The organism is Lonepinella koalarum, assembly GCF_004565475.1.
GTDB lineage: Bacteria > Pseudomonadota > Gammaproteobacteria > Enterobacterales > Pasteurellaceae > Lonepinella > Lonepinella koalarum.
On record NZ_SRHX01000007.1, the window covers coordinates 69,519 to 92,245 of the forward strand.

A 22,727-nucleotide genomic window follows, 5' to 3' on the forward strand; every position below is an offset into this window, starting at 1 on the left:
TTTTAGGTATTTTCAAAATAGTGGTTAAAGCTAATTGCTATAAAGCTTTAACCAATTATTTTATCAATTTACCTTATTTAAAAGTTAACCTGTATTACGCATACCCGCGGCAATACCTGTAATAGTAATCATCAAGGCTTGCTCTAAATCAGGATTGGATTGTTCAGGATCTTGACGTAAGCGGCTTAACAGTTCTACCTGTAATAGGTTTAATGGATCGGTGTAAACATTACGCAAGGCAATAGATTCTGCGATCCAAGGCAAATCGGACATTAATTGATGACCTTTGCCCGAAAGCTCAAGTACCGTATGAATATCTGCTTGAAGCTGTTCACGCAACGATTGACCTAAATGCCAGAGCTCTTTTTTCACTAAACGCTGATCGTAATGTTCAGAAAGCCAAATATCGGTTTTGCTAAAGACCATTTCTAACATACCAATTCGAGTATTAAAGAATGGCCAGTGATGACACATTTCTTCGATCACTTCTTGTTTGCCCCTTTCAATGGATTGGCGCAAAGCTGCCCCAGCCCCTAACCAAGCGGGCAGCATCAAGCGATTTTGCATCCAAGCGAAGATCCAAGGAATGGCACGTAGGCTTTCTACACCACCATTAGGATTACGTTTGGCAGGACGAGATCCCAGTGGCAATTTGGCTAATTCTTGTTCTGGGGTTGCGCTACGGAAATAGGGTACGAAATCCTTATTACCACGTACCACATTGCGATACATTTCACAAGAAGATTGAGAGAGCTGATCCATAATCTCCCGCCATTGTGCTTTTGGCTCAGGTGGTGGTAATAAATTGGCTTCTAGAATAGCGCTAGCATAGAGATCAAGGGTTTCAATTGCCACATCTGGCAATCCCAATTTAAAGCGGATCATTTCTCCCTGTTCAGTGACACGTAAACCATTTTTTAAAGAACGAGGCGGCTGTGAAAGTAGTGCCGCATGTGCAGGTGCACCGCCACGCCCGATTGTGCCACCGCGTCCATGGAATAAGGTGAGTTCTATGCCGAGTTTATCACAAAGATTGACTAAACTTTCTTGTGCACGATATTGCGCCCAAGAAGCTGCCATCATCCCTGCATCTTTAGCACTATCAGAATAGCCGATCATCACCATTTGTTTATTATTAATCACGCCACGATACCAACCCACATTAAATAATTGCGTCATCACGTCTTCGCAAGCATCAAGATCATCCAATGTTTCAAATAATGGTACTACAGGCAAATGATAAGGTACGCCAGCTTCTTTTAATAACAAATGCACACCTAATACATCTGAGGCAGTACGAGCCATAGAAATAATGTAACAGGAAATCACACCTTCTGGCTGTTGCGCTATAATTTTACAAGTATCTAAAATCTCTTTAGTTTTTGCGGACGGTATCCAATTTTGTGGTAACAATGGGCGGCGTGAACTTAATTCACGAATTAGAAATGCTTGCTTATCATCTTCCGTCCAACTGGCGTAATCGCCTAAACCAATATAACGAGTAATTTCTGCAATGGCATCAGTGTGGAGAGTGCTTTCTTGGCGAATATCTAAACGAGAGAGTGTGACCCCAAAACAACGCACACGTCGTAGGCTATCTAGCAATAAGCCATTGGCAATAATTTTCATATTGCAAGCGAGCAAGGAATGGTAACTGTCATTTAACGGTTGCCATAACTGTTCATCTCGAGTGATGATATCCTCTTCCGTATAATGTGGCATACGACCAGCTAATAAATCATTGTAATAAGCTAGTGTATTGTTTAATTTGGTACGTAACCCTTTCATGACTTCACGATATGGTTCTACATGATTGCCATATTTGGCACGAAATTCAGGAGTACATTGTGCAATAGAGAGTTCATCCACTAATGCTTGAATATCACCTAAAAATAAATTTGCCGCTTTCCAGCGAGCTAAATATAATACATTACGAGTGACTTCAGCGGTGACAAATGGGTTACCATCACGGTCTCCGCCCATCCAAGAAGAAAAACGCACAGGCATTAAATTCACTGGAATTTCATAGCCCAAATAAGTTTTGGCATTATCATTCAATTTACGTAAAAATTCTGGTACGGCTGTCCAAAGGCTATTTTCAATCACCGCAAAGCCCCATTTAGCTTCATCAAATGGTGTCGGACGGACAGTACGGATTTCATTGGTGTACCATGCTTGAGCAATTAATTGCAATAAACGGCGTTCAATGCTATTGCGTTCACCGTCTGTTAAATCGTCATGTTCTAATTTGCTTAAACATTTATTAATCTCCACTTGTTTATGCACTAAAGAACGGCGCGTCACTTCTGTTGGGTGTGCGGTGAGAACTAATTCAATTAATAAATTTTCAATGGTTTTAATCACTTGATCTTTCGATACATTTTGTGCTTTTAAGCGTTTAAATAGCGACGCAATAGAACGTGTGGAAGATACTTCATCATAATGATGACGAGAAATGGTTTGATATTGTTCCGCCACATTAGTTAAATTCAAAAATTGACTAAAAGCACGCACTACAGGGATTATATTGGCGGTAGAAATAGTAGATAAAATAGCTAATAACTCCTGACGTGCTTTATCATTACCCGCACGCGAGTTACGTGAAAGAATACGAATATTCTCAATTAAATCCAGCATATCGCTACCTTGCGCTTCACTAATAGTTTCGCCTAAAAAATGCCCCAACATATTGATGTTGTTTCGCATAACAGAATATTCTTGTGTCATAAAATGCTCTCCGCGATAAAAATAAAAAGATACTTGTAGATATACCTAAAAATAGGAAAATATGCAAATTTTATATAGATAAATAATAGTAAATTGTGATTATTGTTAGAAAATATTTATTATATATTCTACTTTGATAGATTATTTCTAATAAAACTGCGGTGATTTTTACCGCAGTTTTTAAATGTTAATAAGAGATTAAAGTAAAATACTACCAATTACAGACAATCCAAATCCCACCAAACCAATTAAGGTTTCTTGCACTGTCCATGTTTTAAACATGGTTTTGGTGTCAATTTCAAGGAAACGGCTCACCAGCCAGAAACCGCTGTCGTTGACATGAGCCAACACCGTTGCCCCTGATGCAATGGAAATCACGATAAAGCAGAGATCAAATTCGCTTAATCCTGTAAGCGAAAAAGGCATTATTGTGTGTTCAGCCTTAAAGAAAAAATACCGTGATTTGATCCGAGATGGCAATGAAAATGTGAAATTCTTGTTTTTGCACGGCAGTTTTGCGTTGATTTTGGAACGAATGAAACAACGCAAAGGGCATTTTATGAAAGAAGAAATGCTGAAAAGCCAATTTGATACCTTGGAAATTCCACAAGCCGATGAGCCAGATGTAATTGCCATTGATATTGACGGTAGTTTTGATGAGGTGGTGGAGCGGTGTGTTAGGGCGTTGGAACCGTTATTAGATTTACAGCATAAAGAATAAGGATTATAATTGACCTGTTTATATATCTACGAGAACAAGTCTATGTTTAAAGAAAAAGGTTATGATGAGTTTGTGAATGAATGTGTTCGCAAAGGTCGGGAAGAAAAACAAGCAGGCTTAGGTTTTACTTTAGAACAAGCAAAAGCCAGTTCTAAACAAGTGATTGAGCGTAAATCACAAGAATTAGATGATTTTATTAAAAACGTTGTTTATGCCTAAATTAACAATTCTTCCGCAAGCATTACAACAGATAAACGAAATTTTAGTTAATGTTGTTGAATTTACAGGATTTGATGTAAGCGGAATCCGGTTATCTGATGAAATTTATGAAAAAATAGAACGAATTGCGTTTATGCCACTTGCTATTGGGCGTTTGCGAGATGATGGCTCAAGAGAAGCCTTTGCAAGAAAATACAGAATTGTGTATGATTTTAATGAAATCGCAGATGAAGTGGTTATTTTGTCAGTGATTCATAGTAGCCGAATATATCCACCTTTTAGCCAATAATCAATAAATTACATCGTTTCACCCAAATGAATATCATAACCCAAATTAATAATACGACTTTGTTGTGGGATGCCATTAATACGATTTAATAATTCTTGAGCAGCAATTTTGCCTATTTCTAATCTTGGAGTGATGACAGATGCCAACTGTGGGGTGAGCGATTGTCCCACATCGTGACCGTGAAAACCGGCGATTGAAATTTGTTCTGGTACTTTTATTCCTAACCGCTGGCATTCAAATAAGGCACCAATAGCTAAGTCATCGTTAGTACAAAAAATGCCATTGAGATCAGGATGTTGTTTCAAGGCTTGTTGCAGAAATTCTGCCCCTTGGGTAAATGACGATGCTTGTAGTGAGCCAATAGTAATTGGTTTTAAATGATGTTTTTTCATTGCTTTTTCATAACCTTGTTGTTTTAACAACGTACGTTTATCTTGGCGAGAGGAAAAATACACAATATGTTGATAACCACGCAAAATCATGGTTTCAACCATTGCCTGTGCCGCCGAAATATTGTCAAAGCCCACTACTTGCTGAACGCCTAGTTCCGTTGTATCCATAATTTCCACGACGGGGATATTTGCCACTTCCAGCATTTTTAATACCCGTTGGCTATGTTGATTTTCCGACAAAATTAAGCCATCCACATTATAGGAAAGTAAACTTTCAATCCGTTGTTCTTCTTTAAGTTCACTGTAACTATAGTGAGCCAACATGGTTTGATAACCTGCTTGATCCGTCACAATCTCAATGCCCTTTAACACATCTGCAAATACTGCATTAGTCAAAGATGGCACCAATACCCCAATCGCCCGACTTTTGGCATTAGAAAGCATATCAGGTGCTTTGTTAGGAATATAACCAAATTGCTCAATGGCAACCGCAATTCGTTCTCGAGTTTCCGCTGCCACCGCATCAGGATTACGCAAATAGCGACTAATGGTCATTTTAGTTATACCGAGATGATTAGCAATATCTTGTAGGGTTGGGCGTTTTTTCTTAGTTGGCATATTAAATAGAATGTAAATTGATTGTGGAATTATAATACACTAAATGAATAAAATTACCGTATAATAATTTCATTATTCACTTACAAAAAGGATACAAAAGATGACAAACACATCAACAGAAAATATTCGCCTAACCCAATATAGCCACGGTGCTGGCTGTGGTTGTAAAATTTCGCCGAAAGATTTGCAAAATATTTTGCAGTCGGAATTGGAAAAATTTGCAGATCCGCATTTGTTGGTGGGAAATGATACGGCGGATGATGCGGCAGTTTATGATATTGGTAATGGTATAGGTATAATTAGTACAACAGATTTCTTTATGCCGATTGTGGACGATCCTTTTGATTTTGGACGTATTGCGGCGACCAATGCGATCAGCGATATTTATGCCATGGGAGGTAAACCAATTATGGCGATTGCCATTCTTGGTTTTCCGTTGAAATTATTACCTGTAGATGTGGCACAGAAAATAGTCGATGGTGGGCGTTTTGTATGTCATCAAGCAGGGATTTCCTTAGCTGGAGGGCATTCTATTGATGCACCGGAACCGATTTTTGGCTTGGCGGTAACAGGGATTATTGATACCGAAAAAGTAAAGAAAAACGCCTCGGCTACAGCAGGTTGTCAACTTTATTTAACTAAACCGTTAGGGATTGGCATTTTAACCACGGCAGAGAAAAAAGGTAAGTTGCAGGAACAACATAAAGGGCTTGCCACGGCGACAATGACGAAATTGAATAATATTGGTGCGGAATTTTCAAAAATTGATGGTGTAAAAGCCATGACCGATGTGACAGGGTTTGGCTTGTTAGGGCATTTATTGGAAATGTGCGAAGGGGCGGATTTGCAAGCAGAAGTGCAAATTAATCAGCTTAAAACCCTGGATGGCGTATTGGATTATATTGCTCAAGGCTGTACACCGGGTGGTACAGACCGCAATTTTGCCAGTTATGGACATAAAGTATCGGTATTAACCGATGTGCAAAAAGCAATTTTATGTGATCCACAAACGTCGGGTGGTTTGTTAATCGCTATCGAACCGCAAGCACAGAAACAAGTTTTTGATGTGGCTCAACAAGCAGGGATTGAATTGACACCAGTCGGTCGATTAATTAAAAAAACAGATGAAAGTGCGGTGAAAATTCAAGTAATTTCTTAATGCTTTAAAAGAAAAAAACCGCTATCAAATAGGATAGCGGTGAATCTTTAAAATAAAGAATTTGAAAAAAACGACTGCGATATAAAGGATCATCAAGATATGCAGTGCACTAGCAATTATTCAGACTGGTTATTCTACAAATAGTTCAGATTTTTTAAATATTTTTGTAAAATTTTTCAATTTGTCGTGCAATACCTGCTGTATCTAACCCTATTTCCGCCAACATTTCTGCTTGTGTGCCTTGTGCAATAAACTGATCAGGCAGACCGAGATGTAAAACTGCGGTGTTTTTTTGTTGAGAAAATAACACTTCCGCTACACCCGATCCAGCTCCTCCTAAAATGGCATTTTCTTCTATAGTCACAATAAGATCATGGGTTTCCGCAATATGTTTAATACAATCTACATCTAACGGTTTCACAAAACGCATATCAATTACGGTTGCATTGAATTGTTCTGCCACGGCAAGAGCATTTGATAATAATGTGCCAAAATTCAAAATAGCAATTTTTTCCCCTTGTTTAACCGGTTTTGCTTGCCCGATCACTAATTCGTGTAAGGGTTCAAGTTGCACACCAACTGCATTACCACGAGGATAACGCACGGCAGCGGGTTGACCACATTGATACCCTGTGTAGAGCATTTGGCGACATTCGTTTTCATCACTTGGGGTCATTATGATCATATTTGGAATACAACGCATAAAACTTAAATCAAATGCCCCTTGATGAGTTTGCCCGTCCGCACCCACAATACCTGCACGGTCAATAGCAAATAGTACGGGCAAATTTTGAATAGCAACATCATGGATTAATTGATCGTAGGCACGTTGCAAGAACGTAGAGTAAATGGCAACAACAGGCTTATAACCACCTATTGCCAAGCCAGCCGCAAACGTCACGGCATGCTGTTCCGCAATGGCAACGTCAAAATATTGTTCGGGAAAACGTTCAGAAAATTCTACCATGCCCGAACCTTCACGCATAGCAGGCGTAATTCCTACTAATTTTTCATCTTTTTCTGCCATTTCACATAACCAATCACCAAAGATTTTGGAATAAGTTGGTTTACTACTGGATTTTGGTAATTCGCAACAGCTTGGGTCGAACTTTGGTACACCATGATAACCAATGGGATCTTTTTCCGCTGGGGCGTATCCTTTGCCTTTTTTGGTACGTACGTGCAAGAATTGTGGACCTTTAAGATCTCTCATATTACTTAAAGTAACGATTAAATCATCAATATTATGTCCATCAATCGGACCAATATAATTAAAACCGAGTTCTTCAAATAAGGTACTTTCCGGTGAGAACATCACACCTTTCATGTGTTCTTCGGTTTTTTTCATAAAGTTTTTAATGGTGGGGACTTTATCTAGAATTTTCTTGCCGCTATCACGTACCGTCGAATAAATTGAACCTGAAAAAAGGCGAGCAAGATGATTATTCAATGCTCCAACATTTTTAGAAATGGACATTTCGTTATCATTTAAAATCACCAACATATCGGTATGCACTGCACCTGCGTGATTCAGCGCTTCAAATGCCATTCCTGCTGTAATCGCACCATCTCCAATAACACACACCGTTTTTCGCCCCGCATTTTCTTTTTCAGCGGCAATGGCAATACCTAAACCCGCACTAATTGATGTAGAAGAATGCCCCACGCTTAATACATCAAATTCGCTTTCTTCCCGCCACGGAAAAGGATGTAAACCGTCTTTTTGGCGAATAGTTGACATTTGCTCACGGCGACCCGTTAAAATTTTATGCGGATAGGCTTGATGTCCTACATCCCAAATCAACTGATCAAACGGTGTTTTATACACATAATGTAAAGCAACTGTTAGTTCTACACAACCTAATCCAGATGCTAAATGACCACTACTTTGGCTCACACTTTCGAGCAAATATTGGCGTAATTCATTGCATACTTGTGGCAATTGTTCTTTATTTAATGAACGTAAATCATCAGGCGAATTAATATGGGAAAGTAGTGTGTAATCAGTCATAAGGTTATGGATTTAATGTTAATTATAAAATTGGGTGTATTCTACTAGCTTTTTCGGCTAACTACAAATTCCGCCAAAGATAACAGCGCAGTGGTATCAAATGGCATTTCTGCCAGATTTTGCACCGCAGTTCGATATAACTCTTGTGCTTTTTGTTTTGCGCCATCAAGTCCAAGCAGTTTTGGATAAGTGCTTTTACCTAAATTCAAATCCGATCCCACGGGTTTACCGATTTCTGTTTGTTCGCCCACAATATCCAAAATATCATCTTGCACTTGAAATGCCAGTCCGATCGCTTGGGAATAATTTTCAAGCTGTTGAGCCAATTTTTGATTACCAAATTCAGGCGAACAAATAAAACCCATGGTGACTGCACAAGAGAGTAATGCCCCTGTTTTATTGCGATGAATAATTTCTAACTCCGCTAAGGATACCTGTTTATGTTCCGCCAGCAAATCTAAACTTTGCCCTAAACACATTCCTTGTACCCCAGATGTACGGCTTAATATTTGCACTAATGCCAGTTTTTGTTCAACAGAAAGTGCGGTACTTTTGGTTAGAATTTCAAAGGCAAGAGCTTGTAAGGCATCGCCTGCCAAAATAGCGGTGGCGTGATCAAAGGCAATATGACAAGTCGGCTGTCCGCGTCTTAAATTATCATTATCCATGGCGGGTAAATCATCATGAATTAAAGAATAAGCATGAATACATTCCAATGCCGCCGCCGCATAATCCAACTGAGTAATCTTCGCCCCGAGCATTTGTCCTGTGGCATACACCAAAAACGGGCGAATTCGCTTACCGCCGAGCAATAAACCATATTTCATCGCATCTGCTAAAGGTGAGGGAGAACAATCAATTTCATCAAATTGTGCCAGCATAAAATTGTTAATGCGTTGCTGTATATCGGCTAAATCTTGCTTAAAATTGTAAACCGTCATCTTGCTGTCCTTGCTGATAATCACTGAGTTCTGCGGTGGCACTTTTTTGTAATAAAATCTGAATTCGTTGTTCGGCTTGTTGTAACCGTTGTTGTCCAAGTTTCGCCAAATTTACGCCTCTTTCAAAGGTTTTTAACGCCTCTTCTAAAGGCAAATCGCCATTTTCTAATTGATTAACCACATTTTCTAATTGAACCAAGGTACTTTCAAAGTCCAATTCATTTTCTGTTTCTTTTGGTTTACGTGCCATTTGGTGTTCCTGTTATTAATCTTTTTGCGTATTCTACTTGATTTTTGGCTGATGGGGAAATTTCCCGTAAACTGCGGTGAATTTTATGGCTGTTTTTTCTTAAATAAAACGCAAATGTCTCACCATTAGAGAATATGCAAAATTTCAACTTATTGTTTTGATTTTTAAATTAATTACAGTAAAAAATGTAATGTATTTTAATTTCAAATCAGTATAGTTTTTAATTTGTTACACGAAAACACCAATAATCACTGATTGTTGGTATTTTTTTTATTATAATAAAACGACATGACAAGCATAAAAAGAGGGAATTTCATCATGACATTAAAAATCGGTATTGTAGGTGCTGGCGGTAGAATGGGGCGTCAATTAATTCAAGCGGTACATTTAGCAGATGGCGTCGAATTAGGCGCCGCTTTTGAACGCGAGGGTTCATCATTAATTGGTGCTGATGCGGGTGAGTTAGCTGGTGTCGGTAATTTAGGCATTAAAGTTGAAGATAAATTAGAACATCAAATTAGTCATTTTGATGTATTAATTGATTTTACTCGCCCAGAAGGTACTTTGGCACATTTAACAGTTTGTACAGAATATCACAAAAATATGATTATCGGCACAACGGGGTTTGATGATGCAGGTAAACAATCTATTCAACAAGCATCTGAAAAAATTGGGATTGTGTTTGCTTCCAATTATAGCGTCGGTGTAAATTTAGTCTTTAAATTATTAGAAAAAGCAACCAAAGTAATGGGGGATTATTGCGATATTGAAATTATTGAAGCTCATCATCGTCATAAAGTGGATGCACCGTCAGGTACGGCGTTATCCATGGGTGAACATATTGCCAAAACATTGGGGCGTGATTTAAAAAAACATGGTGTTTTTGCTCGAGAAGGTATTACAGGCGAACGTAAACGTGATGAAATTGGCTTTTCCACTATTCGTGCCAGTGATGTGGTAGGTGAACATACGGTGTGGTTTGCTGATATTGGTGAACGAGTGGAAATTTCCCATAAAGCGTCTAGTCGTATGACCTTTGCGAATGGGGCAGTGCGTGCAGCCAAATGGATTGAAAATAAATCGCATGGTTTGTTTGATATGACTGATGTGTTAGATTTGAATAATTTATAATCAGCATAAAAAATAGCCCCTGCAATAGGGGCCAAATTATGCAATAAGCATATTAATACTTGGTGGAATAATATCCACCCATTGCACTATAAATCGCATTTTCATTCTGAATAACGGCATATTTTGCATTCAAAATTGCTACCTGAGAAGATTTTTCCGTATTTGCTGCGGCTAACCATTCTCTTAATTCAGAAACACCCGCATTATAACGATTTTGATAATATTGAGTAATACGTTGATCATAATCGTATTTTTTGTTTAAATTTTCAAAGTTTTGTTGGGATTGGGTATAAGCAAAATAGTTAGTATCAATTTCATTTAATGCGGTAGTAATGCCTTGTTCGTAATTGACACGAGCAGACTCATAAGCAGCTTCGGAAATTTTCACATTCCATTTCACATGATTCCAATCTAAGAATGGTAAGCTAATGGCTAACGTGCCGGCAGCTACAGGATTACTTAATGAATTACCTACCGTACTAGCACTAGAGGATATGCTACCGCCTAAATTAATACTTGGGAACCACGATTTTTGCACGGCTTTGGCATCTTTAAATGCACTGCTTAAGCGGAATAAATTACCTTTAACATCAGGACGATTAGCAATCGTTGAAACTGGTACGTTAAGGTTAACCCCAGCTGTTTTTACATCTAAAATGTGTGGGAAAGTGATATTTAACGCTTGATCTGGTTTTAAGTTTAATAAATTACGTAAAGTTTGTTCGGCAGTTTTACGTTGAGTTTGGTAAGCAATTAAATTGTTACGAGCAGTTAATACAGATTGTTGTGCTTGGTCTATGTTGGCACGATCTGCCACGCCTTGCGCGAAACGATTTTGCATAATATTGTTAATTTGACCATAATAGCTGATGGTGTCATTTGTAGCTGAAATGGCATCATTTAAATAAGCAAGCTGATAATAAGTTACCACAACAGAATTAATTAAAGAAAGACGAGTTGCTTCTAAATCCTGTTGTGTTGCTTTATACGTCCATTCGCCAGCATCTGCCGCATCGGCTAAACGACGCCATAAATCTAAGGTGTAACTGACACCTAATGATCCTTCATGACTAATAGTCGAATTATCATGGGTATCCGTACGACGACTGGCAGACGAACTGGTTGAACCGTTAAAGGCTGGTACTAAATCTGCGCCTAATAAATTTGCTTGATAAAGAGCTGAATTTACCGAAATTGCTGCTTTGGCTAAATCTTTATTATTTAATAAAGCTTGTTCAACCACATGATTTAGTTGGACATCATTATACAATGTCCACCAATTTTCTTTGATATTATATTGTTGAGTAATTTGTTCATATTGTTGGTAATCTTGTTGGCTAGTTTGGTAGCTATCTTCAATATTAGCACAACCTGCTAAAGCAGAAGATAAAATCACGGTTAGGGCGATTTTATTGAGTTTTAACATATTTTTTCCTTCAAATTTGAAATGGAAGTGCGGTGAAAAATACCTCATTTTTTAACTGCACTTTTAATAAAAAAGTTGTTAATGAACGTTCGTTCATTTTTGAACTTGCTTATTCTAACAGAAAAATAAAAATTTTCTACTATTCTCTCGCAAGTGCATTAATCGGATTTAATTGTGATGCATTTTTTGCTGGCACATAGCCGAAAATCACACCGATTAAGGTCGAACAGAGTACTGCCGAAATAATCGAAAAACTGGAAAATATCATAGTAAAATCCGTCATAAACAGATTAAAAATAGTGCCAAATAAGACGGATAGCAAAATTCCTGTTACACCACCAATTAAACAAATTAACACGGCTTCAATCAAAAACTGTTGCAAAATATTTGCTTGTCTAGCACCAATTGCCATACGAACGCCGATTTCTTTGGTACGTTCAGTCACTGACACTAACATAATATTCATCACACCAATGCCTCCAACCACTAAGGAAATCAACGCAATAGATGAAATCAACAAGGTCATTGTGTTGGTGGTGGCTTCAATTGTTTGTTTAATCGTGTCGGTGTTCATCACAAAAAAGTCTTTTTTACCATGACGAACCTGCAATAAATTGGTCAGTCCTTTTTCTGCCACGGTGGAATTAACATCATCACGGATTTTTACTGTGATACTATCAATTTTCTGATTACCTGAAATTTTATTCATTGCTGTGGTGTAAGGGATATAGATTTTTAGATTACTACTGCTCCCCATATTATTATTGGATTTTGCTACACCAATCACTTTTAATGGCTTTTTATTAACCATTAAAATTTGCCCGATAGGATCGCTATTTGGGAAAATCTGGTCGACGGTATTATCATCAATGACCGCTACATTTTCATTATTTGCTACATCATTCGCACCAAAAATTTTCCCTGTCACTGTGATTAAGCCTTTCACATTAAAATATTGTTCACCCACACCATAGACTTGGGCGGTAAAACTTTGGCTACCGTAAGTCAGTGTGCCACTCACTGAACTATTTGGTGTAGAGCTTTCAATATAGCTTTGTTTGGCTAAAATATCACTATCGGAAACTGTCAGATTTTGATTTTTCTCAGCGCGTCGATCGCCAAATCCGGTACCATTAAAAATATCCATGGTGTTAGTCCCCATAGAATTAATATTGGCCAGAATTTTTTGTTGTGAACCGTTACCTAATGCCACCACACAAACCACAGACGTAATCCCAATAATAATTCCCAGCATGGTCAATAGTGAACGCATTTTGTGAGCTAAAATAGCGTTCACCGACATTTTAAAGGATTCCATAAACTGATCTTTATAGAAACTAAAGGCATTTTTATTGATTTTTGGTGTGGTATCTTTATGAGCAATTAAATCACTTTTACGTGTATCTTCAATAATACGACCATCTTTAATTTCAATAATCCGGTTAGCAAAATTCGCCACTTGTTTGTCGTGGGTGACTAAAATAATGGTATGCCCTTCGCTATGTAACTGGGTTAGAATTTCCATTACCGTTTCACCACTTTTACTGTCTAATGCCCCTGTTGGCTCATCTGCTAAAATAATTTCACCGCCATTCATCAAGGCTCGAGCAATACTCACCCGTTGCTGTTGTCCACCGGAAAGTTGGCTCGGTTTATTTTCTAATTTATCGCCTAAGCCTAATTTATCTAACAAACTAGCGGCTCGTGCTAAACGAGCTTGTTGATCAACACCAGCATAAATGGCCGGAAGTGCTACATTTTCCACCGCACTTAGAGTAGAAAGCAGGTTATAACGTTGGAAAATAAAACCAAATTTTTGTTGACGCAAGTCGGAAAGTTGATCTCGATTAAGATGACTAACTTCTTGATTATCAATTTTATAAGATCCCGATGTTGCCGTATCTAAACAACCGATAATGTTCATTAAGGTCGATTTACCCGAACCCGATTGCCCGATAATGGCAATAAAATCACCTTTTTTAATATCTAAGTCAATGTCTTTTAAAACTTGGGTACGGTTTTCACCTTCACCAAAAAATTTGTTAATGCCTTTGATTTCAATGATATTCATATCGCAACCTTAGAACAATCTTGGTCCACGGTTACTATTACCGACAGTTTCACCTTCCGCTACCTGAGAGGTAATCACTTTTTCACCCTCATTTAAGCCAGATAAAATTTGGGTATTCACATCATCATTTAAGCCGATAGTAACTTCTCGTTTTTCTACCTGTTTATCATTATTTAATACATTGACATAAACTTGATTACCATCATTTTGTAGGCTAGTGGTTGGCACTAATAAGGCATCTTTAACATCTGCAATAGTAATGGTATTTTGCGTTGTCATGCCGATACGCAATTTACCGTCTGGGTTATCTACAACCACATTGGCATAATAATAAACGGCGTTGGTATCGGTCACATCTTCTGTATAACCATTATCAGTTAATGTTGTCATGGCTGGATCGACCGAATTAATTTGAGCATGATATTTGGTATTTGGATCAGATAGGGTAGTAAACTCAATTGACATACCTTGTTTCACTTTAGTAATGTCCCCTTCGGAAATTTCAGGTTTCACCAACATTTTGCTTAAATCAGCCACTTGTACGATTGTTGGTGTCGTTTGATTCGCATTGACAGTTTGTCCGACAGAGACAGGAATAGAAATCACCGTACCATTTAATGGCGACACAATTTTAGTGTAACCTAAGTTAGTTTGAGCGGTGCTGACTTCAATTTCTGATTGCTTAATAGATGCTTGTACCGTTTCAATATCCGCTTCCGCGCTGGATAGGGTATTTTTTGCTGAATTTAAATCATCTAACGTGGCTGAATTTTGCTTATATAATTTAGCTATACGATTATAAGCTGACAATGCCACATCATAAGCTATTTTTTTTGCTTTTAATTGAGCCTGATAAGAAGACAGTTGAGCTTGCGCGGTATTTAGGTTATTGACTTGTGTTTTGGAATCAATTTCCGCAATCAAATCACCTTCTTTGACTTCTTGTCCTAAGATCACATGGATTTTTTCAATTTTTCCAGATACTTGCGCCCCCACTTCAACGCGGTTATAGCTTCGTACTGTCCCACTGGCAATCACTGATTTTTGTAAATTACCACGGTTCACTGTTTCGGTTAAATAGGTAATTTGCGAATCTTTATCTGCTTTAAAATAAAACCAACAACTGCCACATAATGCTAGGACGATTGCTGCAATGAATAACTTCTTTTTCATAATATTGTCCGATAATAATTAAAGTGAGGGGAAGTATAAGAGATAAATCTTAATAAATCCTTAAGTATGCTTAATAGATTGTGATTTTAGGTAAAAGTTTCATTTTTATCTTTTTATCGACTTTGTAATCTTTATTTAAAGCGTGTAGAATAACCCTCATTTTTAACCGCTTAAATTTGACTATATGACAACCGAAAAGACTGTAATTGAAGAAACGGGCGAGATTCGTCCAACCAACTTTATTCGCCAAATTATTGATGAAGATTTAGCAAGTGGTAAACATAACAATGTTTACACTCGTTTCCCGCCTGAACCCAATGGTTATTTGCATATCGGACATGCCAAATCTATTTGTTTAAATTTTGGTATCGCCCAAGATTATCAAGGCAAATGTAATTTACGTTTTGATGATACTAACCCCACCAAAGAAGATGTGGAATATGTGGACAGCATCAAGCAAGATGTAGAATGGTTAGGTTTTCACTGGGAGGGTGAACCACGTTATGCTTCCGATTATTTTGATCAACTTTATGGCTATGCCATTGAGTTAATTGAGAAAGGCTTAGCCTATGTAGATGAACTTTCAGCAGAACAAATGCGTGAATATCGTGGTACCTTAACGGAAGCAGGGAAAAATAGCCCGCATCGTGATCGCCCGATTGAAGAAAATTTGGCATTATTTGAAAAAATGAAAAACGGCGAAGTCCCTGAGGGTAAAATGAGCTTGCGTGCCAAAATTAATATGAGTTCACCCTTTATGGTGATGCGTGATCCTGTGATTTATCGGGTGAAATTTGCCAGCCATCATCAAACAGGAGATAAATGGTGTATTTATCCGATGTACGACTTTACTCACTGTATTTCTGATGCTATTGAACGCATTACCCATTCATTGTGTACGTTAGAGTTCCAAGATAACCGCCGTTTATACGACTGGGTATTAGAACATATTTCTATTGCACGTCCGTTGCCACATCAATATGAATTTTCTCGTCTAAATTTAGAAGGTACTTTAACTTCTAAACGTAAATTATTGAAATTAGTGGAAGAAAAAGTGGTAGATGGCTGGGACGATCCACGCATGCCAACCATTTCAGGTTTACGCCGTCGGGGTTATACGCCAGCATCTTTACGTGAATTTTGTCGCCGTATTGGGGTGACTAAACAAGATAACGTGGTAGAATTTAGTGCATTGGAAAGTTGTATTCGTGATGATTTAAACACTAATGCACCACGTGCCATGGCAGTGATTAATCCGTTAAAAATCGTGATTGAAAACTTAAAAAATCCAGAAATTTTAACCGCACCTAATCACCCCAATCGGGAAGAACTCGGCACTCGTCAATTAGCATTTACCCAAGCGCTTTATATCGATCAGGCAGATTTTCGTGAAGAAGCCAATAAACAATATAAACGTTTAGTATTAGGCAAAGAAGTACGTTTACGTAATGCTTATGTAATTAAAGCAGAACGAGTAGAAAAAGATGCAGACGGCAATGTGACCTGCGTTTATTGCTCTTATGATCCTGACACTTTAGGCAAAAATCCTGCTGATGGACGTAAGGTGAAAGGCGTAATTCATTGGGTGTCAGCAACAGAAAATTACCCTGCGGAATTTCGTCAATACGGACGTTTATTTGATATGCCAAACCCGGGAGCGGAAGAGGATATTATAGCCGCCATTAGCCCGAATTCCTTGGTGGTGAAACAAGGTTTTGTAGAAAAATCCCTTGTTAATGCTCAAGCGGAACAAGCCTATCAATTTGAACGGGAAGGCTATTATTGTGCGGACAACAAACACAGCCGCGCGGATCAGTTGGTGTTTAATCTCACCGTTAGCTTAAAAGAAGGATTTTAAATGAAAAAATTACTCTTCATCACCTTGAGTGTCTTGGTTTTAGCGGCGTGTTCCCAGCCAAAAGATATTTATTTTAATGGGGCGGAAGGCTCAGGTTCAGGCTTGAAATACAACAAAGACACCAGCCGTTTTGATGTCAATACGGAAATGAAATGATCACAACGGAAGCTCGCCCATTCTGGCAACGCAAATCCCTTGCGGAGATGACCGAATCGGAATGGGAATCCCTATGTGACGGTTGCGGTAAATGTTGCTACCGCAAATTTATCTCAGGACGTGGACGGCGAGAACGCTTGTATTACACCCGTATCGCCTGTGATTTATTAAACCTAGAAACCGGAAAGTGCGGTGATTATTGCAATCGTTTTAAATTAATTGACGATTGTACCAAACTCACCCAAAAAAATCTCGCTCAATTCAGCTGGCTCCCCGATACCTGTGCCTATCGTTTACTATACGAAGGCAAGCCTTTATTTGACTGGCATCCGCTGATTTCCCATAACCCCAACTCAGTCAAATTAGCTGGCGTTATGATCAAAAATGGCATTCATGAAAGGGATGTGATTGATTGGTTTGAGTATGTGATTGATTAAATCCGAAAAATATGTGTATTCCCCGTTGGCATTTCCACCGTAAGGCTAAGTTTTCCGCCAAGGGTTTCTACATAACGCTTTAAAGTAGAAAGTTTTAATTCATTGCCACGTTGTTCAATTTGAGCAATGGCAGGTTGGGAAATGCCTAATGAGTTGGCTAATTCTTTCTGTGACAACATCGCTTCTTCTCTTAGATTATTAAAGCCCAGATTCAAGGACGAGTTTTTCAGCTTCTTGTTGTATTTCTTGTTGTTCTTCAGGTGTGAATGTTGCGAGTAGATCATCTAATGTTTTCATTATACTGCTCTAATTAAGTCATGGCTTATTCTTTGATATTTTATAATTTATAGCTTATTTGTCAAGCCATAGAATTATTCTTATATAATGGAAAACATAATGCAAAGTTAGGCTGCAAGCAAAAAAGATGATCAATATTTGGAATCCAGATCACAAAAATCCATATCGTAGTAAGCCTGATTGTTCTTCTATGATTCCAACAAATATGACAAAGATCACAAAACTGAATTAAATTTATTGAGTTTATTATAGACCTTGCTAAAATGTAGTTGAAACTTGAGGTACACCTATGAATTTAACGGAACAACAACGCTGTACTGAACAGAAAGCTGAAAAATTAGGGATCTGTCTTTCCCATTATGATATTGATGGTCATTTTATTACAGTATCAGCAGAAACTTTAGATTATTTCACCGCACTTTTATCAACGGAAAATAGCCAGTCTAATGATCACTTTGATGATGTTTTTGTCATAAACGCAGAACAAGCTACAAACTATTCCTTTTCTTCTTTTTTCTTATCCGTCACAACTTGCCGTTTAACCAACGAACAAGATGAAATATTACTTGAACAGCAATCCCAACAACAAATCAGTTTACCAGCTTTGCCCGTCGGTTATTATCAATTGACCCTTTCTGACCAAAATCAGCAGCGTAAAATACGTTTATTAGTACAACCCAAAACCACTTTTCAATCTCCGTTATTAGAGCAACAAAAAGCATGGGGGATTAATGTTCAGCTTTATAGTTTGCGTTCTGAGCGTAACTGGGGGATTGGCGATTTTGCCGATTTAACTTATTTAGTACAACATGCGGTGCAATTTGGTGCGGATTTTATCGGGATTAATCCATTACACAAAATGTATGCTGCCGTACCAGATTGGGCGAGTCCGTATAGTGCCACATCTCGTCGTTGGTTAAATCCGATTTATTTGGCGGTAGATTGGTTGCCGGAATATAAATTAGCTAAATCTGTGCAGACGTGGTTTGTTCAACAACAAGACGAAATGACGCGTTTACGCCAACAGCCACAAGTAGATTATCAAGCAATTTCTCGTTTAAAATTCACCGCACTTGAGCAGCTTTTTGCCTTTAGTCAGCGTAGTAAAACCGCCAAAATTATCACTCGCCGGCAAGCCTTTTTAGATTTTGTTAAACAACAGGGAGATAACCTGTTAAATCAAGCATTATTTGATGTATTAGATGGGATTGAGCATCCAACTCATCAAGCTGAGGAAAAAAATATCGGTTGGTTAGGCTGGCGAAAAGAATGGCAACAATTAAGTGATAAAAACCGTAACGCGTTAATTAAAAAATATCAAAATCAAATTGAATTTTATATGTGGTTGCAATGGCTAACTGAACAACAGTTGGCAGAAGTAAAAATTGTTGCTCAGAAAGTTGGCTTACAATTAGGTATCTACGGTGATTTAGCGGTACAAAGTTCACGGGGTAGTGCGGATGTTTGGAGTGATCCTGAACTTTATTGTGTCAATGCAAGCATTGGTGCACCACCCGATCCATTAGGACCTATCGGACAGAATTGGAATTTACCACCTTATAATCCAACCGTATTAAAAGCACGTGGTTTCCAACCTTTTATTGAAATGTTACGAGCGAATATGCAACATTTCGGCGTATTGAGAATTGATCATGTGATGGGATTGTTCCGTTTGTGGTTGATTCCAGAAAATAAAACCGCTGTTAATGGTGTTTATGTGTTTTATCCGTTTGCGGAATTAATGGCAATTTTAGCCATTGAAAGCCAACGCAATCAATGTGTGATTGTGGGGGAAGATTTAGGTACTGTTGCTGATGAAGTGCGGTCAACATTAAATCAATTTTTAATCTATTCGTATTTTGTGTTGTATTTCTCGCAAGCGAATGGTGAATTTCCCCCCGCTGAAAAATTCCCAACTCAAGCCTTTGCCACCATTGGTACGCATGATGTGCCATCTTTACGGAGTTTTTGGCATTGTAAGGATTTAGCCTTATTTGAACAATTAGGCGTGTTGCAAGGGGATTTTTTGCAACAAAAATATCAACAGCGAGTAGAGGACAAACAAGCCTTATTAAATAGTTTGCACCGTGATCATTATTTACCCGATGATTATGACGGCGATGCGTTAAGCATGGCGATGCACGATCATCTAAATTTTGTGATTCATCGTTATTTAGCATGTAGTCAAAGTCGATTGATTGGTGTACAGTTAGAAAATCTGATCGATCAAGAAGTGTCGTTTAACTTACCAGGGACATCAACCGAGTACCCAAATTGGCAAATTAAACTTGCTATGCCACTAGAACAAATATTTAGTGACCCACGCATTCAGGCATTATTAAATGAAATTAACCATAATAGGAAGTCATTATGAAAAAATTAGTAGAACAATCAGTAATAGATGCGTTTTTTAATGGAACGCATGCTGATCCATTTTCGGTGTTAGGTATGCACGAAACGGAAAGGGGAATTGAAGTTCGTGTATTAATGCCAGATGCAAACAGTGTTGAAGTTATCAATCGAACAACACAAAATGTTGAAGTGGTGTTGGATTTGATTGATGAACGAGGTTTCTTCACCGGTGTCGCACCAAATACTCGTGATTTTTTTGATTATCAATTAAAAGTCTATTGGGGTAATGAAGCGATATTTATTGAAGACCCTTACCGTTTTCATCCGATGATCGAAGAATTAGATAATTGGCTATTAGCCGAAGGTTCCCATTTACGCCCTTATGAAGTATTAGGCGCTCACTTTACTGAGTGTGACAATGTCACAGGGGTAAATTTCCGTTTATGGGCTCCAAATGCGAAACGGGTTTCTGTGGTCGGTGATTTTAACTATTGGGATGGTCGCCGTCATCCAATGCGTTTCCATGCCGATAGTGGTGTATGGGAATTATTTATTCCGAAAGTCACCTTAGGGCAATTATATAAATTTGAATTATTAGATAGCAATAATCAACTTCGCTTAAAATCTGATCCGTATGCCTTTGCCGCACAATTACGCCCAGATACTGCATCACAAGTCAGTGCGTTACCTGAAATTGTGGAGATGACGGATGCTCGTCGCAAAGCTAATCAAGCGGATCAACCGATCTCTATTTATGAAGTCCATTTAGGCTCATGGCGTCGGAACCTTGAAAATAATTTCTGGCTAGACTATGACCAGCTTGGCGATGAACTTATTCCTTATGTAAAAGATATGGGTTTTACCCATATTGAATTATTACCAATTTCTGAATATCCATTTGATGGTTCTTGGGGTTATCAACCTTTAGGCTTATATGCGCCAACCAGCCGTTTTGGTACACCAGAAGGCTTTAAACGTTTTATTGCCAAAGCACATGAAGCGGGAATTAATGTGATTTTAGACTGGGTTCCGGGGCATTTCCCGAGTGATACCCATGGTTTAGCTGCTTTTGACGGTACGGCATTATATGAACATGCGGATCCAAAAGAGGGCTATCATCAAGACTGGAATACCTTAATTTATAATTATGGTCGTAACGAAGTGAAAAACTTCTTGACGGGAAATGCGTTATATTGGTTAGAACGTTTTGGCTTAGACGGCTTACGTGTTGATGCGGTCGCTTCGATGATTTATCGTGATTATAGCCGTAAAGACGGCGAGTGGATTCCAAACCAATATGGTGGTCGTGAGAATTTAGAAGCGATTGATTTCTTACGTCAAACCAACCGTATTGTAGGTACCGAAGTGCCGGGGGCAACCAGTATTGCAGAAGAATCCACCGCTTTTGCTGGTGTGACTTTACCGCCTGAAAATAACGGCTTAGGATTCCATTTCAAATGGAATATGGGTTGGATGAATGACACCCTTTCTTACATGAAACTGGATCCGATCTATCGTCAATATCATCACAATAAAATGACTTTTGGTATGGTGTATCAATATAGCGAGAACTTCTTATTGCCATTGTCACATGATGAAGTGGTACATGGTAAATCTTCGTTGTTAGGTAAAATGCCGGGGGATGCATGGCAAAAATTTGCTAATTTGCGTGCGTACTATGCCTATATGTGGGGTTATCCAGGTAAAAAATTACTGTTTATGGGTAATGAATTTGCTCAAGGTCGTGAGTGGAATTATCAAGAAAGCCTTGATTGGTACTTACTGGATGATTTCCATGGCGGTGGTTGGCACAAAGGGGTGTTGCAATTAGTCAAAGATTTAAATAAAACTTACAAAGAAAACACCGCACTTTATCAATTAGATAATAAACCAGAAGGGTTTGATTGGTTAGTGGTTGATGATAATCAAAATTCTGTCTTTGCTTTTGAACGTAGTGATAGCAATGGTGAGCGTATTGTGGTGGTGAGTAATTTTACCCCTGTGGTGCGTGAAAACTATCGTATCGGGGTGAACGAAGAAGGGGAGTATGAAGAAATTTTGAATACGGATTCGGCTTACTATAAAGGCTCAAATGTCGGTAACTTTGGTGTGGTCACAACGGAAGATATTGAAAGTCATGGCAAAGCACAATCTATTTCTGTTGTGGTGCCTCCATTGGCAACAATTTATTTTCGTTGGAAAAAAAACACAAAAAAGGCTAAAAAAACAGCTATAAAACGGACTAAAACTGCAGAAATTGCGATGGAAAAACCGATAAAAGCGACAAAATCGAAACAAACTAAGGTTACGGAGATCAAAGTGAAAGCCACTAAAGCAGATACCGTGCAAGCGGACGTGGCAGAAAGCAAAGTGACCAAAGCTAAAACCAAAACCACAAGAACAAAATCTGTTAAATCAGATACGGTAAAACCAGAAGTGGTAACACCGGAAACGCTTGTGACTGAAAATAGTGCGGTGAAATCCACAGCAAAAACGACG

The 22,727-nt window shown here is 38.4% G+C and carries 16 protein-coding genes and 4 pseudogenes; 10 read left to right on the top strand and 10 right to left on the bottom strand.

Annotation, left to right across the window (positions count from 1 at the left end):
* Positions 1 to 84: 84 nt before the first annotated feature.
* The gene (gene ppc, locus E0709_RS09380; RefSeq protein WP_132300423.1) at positions 85 to 2,727 is read right to left on the bottom strand and encodes a phosphoenolpyruvate carboxylase; all 2,643 of its coding nucleotides are present in this window, start codon (positions 2,725 to 2,727) and stop codon (positions 85 to 87) included.
* Between the two features lie 198 nt (positions 2,728 to 2,925).
* Positions 2,926 to 3,138, bottom strand: a pseudogene (locus E0709_RS09385) (GntT/GntP/DsdX family permease); the annotation flags it as partial.
* Between E0709_RS09385 and E0709_RS09390 the strand changes: the two are divergent.
* The 3 genes and pseudogenes from E0709_RS09390 to E0709_RS09395 all read left to right on the top strand — a co-directional run.
* A pseudogene (locus E0709_RS09390) lies at positions 3,125 to 3,448 on the top strand (gluconokinase); the annotation flags it as partial. The pseudogenes E0709_RS09385 and E0709_RS09390 overlap by 14 nt on opposite strands.
* Positions 3,449 to 3,490: 42 nt before the next feature.
* The gene (locus tag E0709_RS12305; protein ID WP_165867201.1) at positions 3,491 to 3,667 is read left to right on the top strand and encodes a hypothetical protein; all 177 of its coding nucleotides are present in this window, start codon (positions 3,491 to 3,493) and stop codon (positions 3,665 to 3,667) included.
* Positions 3,660 to 3,956: a type II toxin-antitoxin system RelE/ParE family toxin gene (locus E0709_RS09395; protein ID WP_132300421.1), complete on the top strand. Its 297-nt coding sequence runs from the start codon at positions 3,660 to 3,662 to the stop codon at positions 3,954 to 3,956. Before E0709_RS12305 ends, E0709_RS09395 begins: the two co-directional genes overlap by 8 nt.
* An 8-nt stretch (positions 3,957 to 3,964) precedes the next feature.
* Here E0709_RS09395 and gntR read toward each other — a convergent pair whose 3' ends face one another.
* On the bottom strand, positions 3,965 to 4,966 hold the full coding sequence (gntR, locus tag E0709_RS09400) for a gluconate operon transcriptional repressor GntR (protein ID WP_132300419.1): 1,002 nt from the start codon (positions 4,964 to 4,966) through the stop codon (positions 3,965 to 3,967).
* Between the two features lie 100 nt (positions 4,967 to 5,066).
* On the opposite strand from gntR, the gene selD reads away from it, so the two are divergent.
* A complete protein-coding gene (selD, locus tag E0709_RS09405; RefSeq protein ID WP_132300417.1) occupies positions 5,067 to 6,125 on the top strand; it encodes a selenide, water dikinase SelD in 1,059 nt (352 codons plus the stop codon).
* Between the two features lie 154 nt (positions 6,126 to 6,279).
* Here the strand turns inward: selD and dxs are convergent, their stop codons facing one another.
* Genes dxs through xseB form a run of 3 tightly spaced genes read right to left on the bottom strand, consistent with a single transcriptional unit; the run spans position 6,280 to position 9,327 of the window.
* Positions 6,280 to 8,136, bottom strand: coding sequence for a 1-deoxy-D-xylulose-5-phosphate synthase (dxs, locus tag E0709_RS09410; protein WP_207905219.1), 1,857 nt, complete (start codon positions 8,134 to 8,136; stop codon positions 6,280 to 6,282).
* A gap of 44 nt (positions 8,137 to 8,180) precedes the next feature.
* Positions 8,181 to 9,077, bottom strand: coding sequence for a (2E,6E)-farnesyl diphosphate synthase (ispA, locus tag E0709_RS09415; protein WP_132300413.1), 897 nt, complete (start codon positions 9,075 to 9,077; stop codon positions 8,181 to 8,183).
* On the bottom strand, positions 9,058 to 9,327 hold the full coding sequence (gene xseB, locus E0709_RS09420) for an exodeoxyribonuclease VII small subunit (protein WP_132300411.1): 270 nt from the start codon (positions 9,325 to 9,327) through the stop codon (positions 9,058 to 9,060). Before xseB ends, ispA begins: the two co-directional genes overlap by 20 nt.
* 318 nt (positions 9,328 to 9,645) lie before the next feature.
* Between xseB and dapB the strand changes: the two genes are divergently transcribed.
* Positions 9,646 to 10,458: a 4-hydroxy-tetrahydrodipicolinate reductase gene (gene dapB, locus E0709_RS09425; protein ID WP_132300409.1), complete on the top strand. Its 813-nt coding sequence runs from the start codon at positions 9,646 to 9,648 to the stop codon at positions 10,456 to 10,458.
* A gap of 52 nt (positions 10,459 to 10,510) precedes the next feature.
* On the opposite strand, the gene tdeA is transcribed toward dapB, so the two are convergent.
* From tdeA to E0709_RS09440, 3 genes are all read right to left on the bottom strand, one after another.
* Entirely contained in the window at positions 10,511 to 11,884 is a 1,374-nt protein-coding gene (tdeA, locus tag E0709_RS09430) for a toxin/drug exporter TdeA (protein ID WP_132300407.1), read from the bottom strand.
* Positions 11,885 to 12,023: 139 nt separating this feature from the next.
* Entirely contained in the window at positions 12,024 to 13,955 is a 1,932-nt protein-coding gene (locus E0709_RS09435; RefSeq protein WP_132300405.1) for a MacB family efflux pump subunit, read from the bottom strand.
* Positions 13,956 to 13,964: 9 nt separating this feature from the next.
* On the bottom strand, positions 13,965 to 15,128 hold the full coding sequence (locus tag E0709_RS09440) for an efflux RND transporter periplasmic adaptor subunit (protein WP_132300403.1): 1,164 nt from the start codon (positions 15,126 to 15,128) through the stop codon (positions 13,965 to 13,967).
* Positions 15,129 to 15,312: 184 nt separating this feature from the next.
* Between E0709_RS09440 and glnS the strand changes: the two genes are divergently transcribed.
* From glnS to E0709_RS09450, 3 genes are read left to right on the top strand one after another with little or no spacing between them, the layout of a single operon-like run.
* On the top strand, positions 15,313 to 16,986 hold the full coding sequence (glnS, locus tag E0709_RS09445; protein ID WP_132300401.1) for a glutamine--tRNA ligase: 1,674 nt from the start codon (positions 15,313 to 15,315) through the stop codon (positions 16,984 to 16,986).
* Positions 16,987 to 17,142: a lipoprotein gene (locus E0709_RS12310; protein WP_165867200.1), complete on the top strand. Its 156-nt coding sequence runs from the start codon at positions 16,987 to 16,989 to the stop codon at positions 17,140 to 17,142.
* Positions 17,139 to 17,579, top strand: coding sequence for a YcgN family cysteine cluster protein (locus tag E0709_RS09450; RefSeq protein ID WP_132300399.1), 441 nt, complete (start codon positions 17,139 to 17,141; stop codon positions 17,577 to 17,579). The genes E0709_RS12310 and E0709_RS09450 overlap by 4 nt, the downstream gene beginning before the upstream one ends.
* On the opposite strand, the pseudogene E0709_RS09455 reads toward E0709_RS09450, so the two are convergent.
* Positions 17,576 to 17,876, bottom strand: a pseudogene (locus tag E0709_RS09455) (helix-turn-helix domain-containing protein). The gene E0709_RS09450 and the pseudogene E0709_RS09455 overlap by 4 nt on opposite strands.
* Positions 17,877 to 18,165: 289 nt before the next feature.
* Between E0709_RS09455 and malQ the strand changes: the two are divergent.
* Together malQ and glgB are read left to right on the top strand one after the other, a co-directional pair.
* Positions 18,166 to 20,250 (top strand): 4-alpha-glucanotransferase, encoded by a 2,085-nt coding sequence (malQ, locus tag E0709_RS09460; protein ID WP_132300397.1) that lies wholly within the window; start codon positions 18,166 to 18,168, stop codon positions 20,248 to 20,250.
* Positions 20,247 to 22,562: pseudogene (gene glgB / locus E0709_RS09465) on the top strand (1,4-alpha-glucan branching protein GlgB); the annotation flags it as partial. The gene malQ and the pseudogene glgB, both read left to right, overlap by 4 nt.
* Between the last annotated feature and the right edge of the window lie 165 nt (positions 22,563 to 22,727).

Bases quoted from the DNA above. Each gene is read 5' to 3' on its own strand.
- ppc (WP_132300423.1), bottom strand. From the start codon at position 2,727: ATGACACAAGAATATTCTGTTATGCGAAACAACATCAATATGTTGGGG.
- E0709_RS12305 (WP_165867201.1), top strand. From the start codon at position 3,491: ATGTTTAAAGAAAAAGGTTATGATGAGTTTGTGAATGAATGTGTTCGC.
- E0709_RS09395 (WP_132300421.1), top strand. From the start codon at position 3,660: ATGCCTAAATTAACAATTCTTCCGCAAGCATTACAACAGATAAACGAA.
- gntR (WP_132300419.1), bottom strand. From the start codon at position 4,966: ATGCCAACTAAGAAAAAACGCCCAACCCTACAAGATATTGCTAATCAT.
- selD (WP_132300417.1), top strand. From the start codon at position 5,067: ATGACAAACACATCAACAGAAAATATTCGCCTAACCCAATATAGCCAC.
- dxs (WP_207905219.1), bottom strand. From the start codon at position 8,136: ATGACTGATTACACACTACTTTCCCATATTAATTCGCCTGATGATTTA.
- ispA (WP_132300413.1), bottom strand. From the start codon at position 9,077: ATGACGGTTTACAATTTTAAGCAAGATTTAGCCGATATACAGCAACGC.
- xseB (WP_132300411.1), bottom strand. From the start codon at position 9,327: ATGGCACGTAAACCAAAAGAAACAGAAAATGAATTGGACTTTGAAAGT.
- dapB (WP_132300409.1), top strand. From the start codon at position 9,646: ATGACATTAAAAATCGGTATTGTAGGTGCTGGCGGTAGAATGGGGCGT.
- tdeA (WP_132300407.1), bottom strand. From the start codon at position 11,884: ATGTTAAAACTCAATAAAATCGCCCTAACCGTGATTTTATCTTCTGCT.
- E0709_RS09435 (WP_132300405.1), bottom strand. From the start codon at position 13,955: ATGAATATCATTGAAATCAAAGGCATTAACAAATTTTTTGGTGAAGGT.
- E0709_RS09440 (WP_132300403.1), bottom strand. From the start codon at position 15,128: ATGAAAAAGAAGTTATTCATTGCAGCAATCGTCCTAGCATTATGTGGC.
- glnS (WP_132300401.1), top strand. From the start codon at position 15,313: ATGACAACCGAAAAGACTGTAATTGAAGAAACGGGCGAGATTCGTCCA.
- E0709_RS12310 (WP_165867200.1), top strand. From the start codon at position 16,987: ATGAAAAAATTACTCTTCATCACCTTGAGTGTCTTGGTTTTAGCGGCG.
- E0709_RS09450 (WP_132300399.1), top strand. From the start codon at position 17,139: ATGATCACAACGGAAGCTCGCCCATTCTGGCAACGCAAATCCCTTGCG.
- malQ (WP_132300397.1), top strand. From the start codon at position 18,166: ATGAATTTAACGGAACAACAACGCTGTACTGAACAGAAAGCTGAAAAA.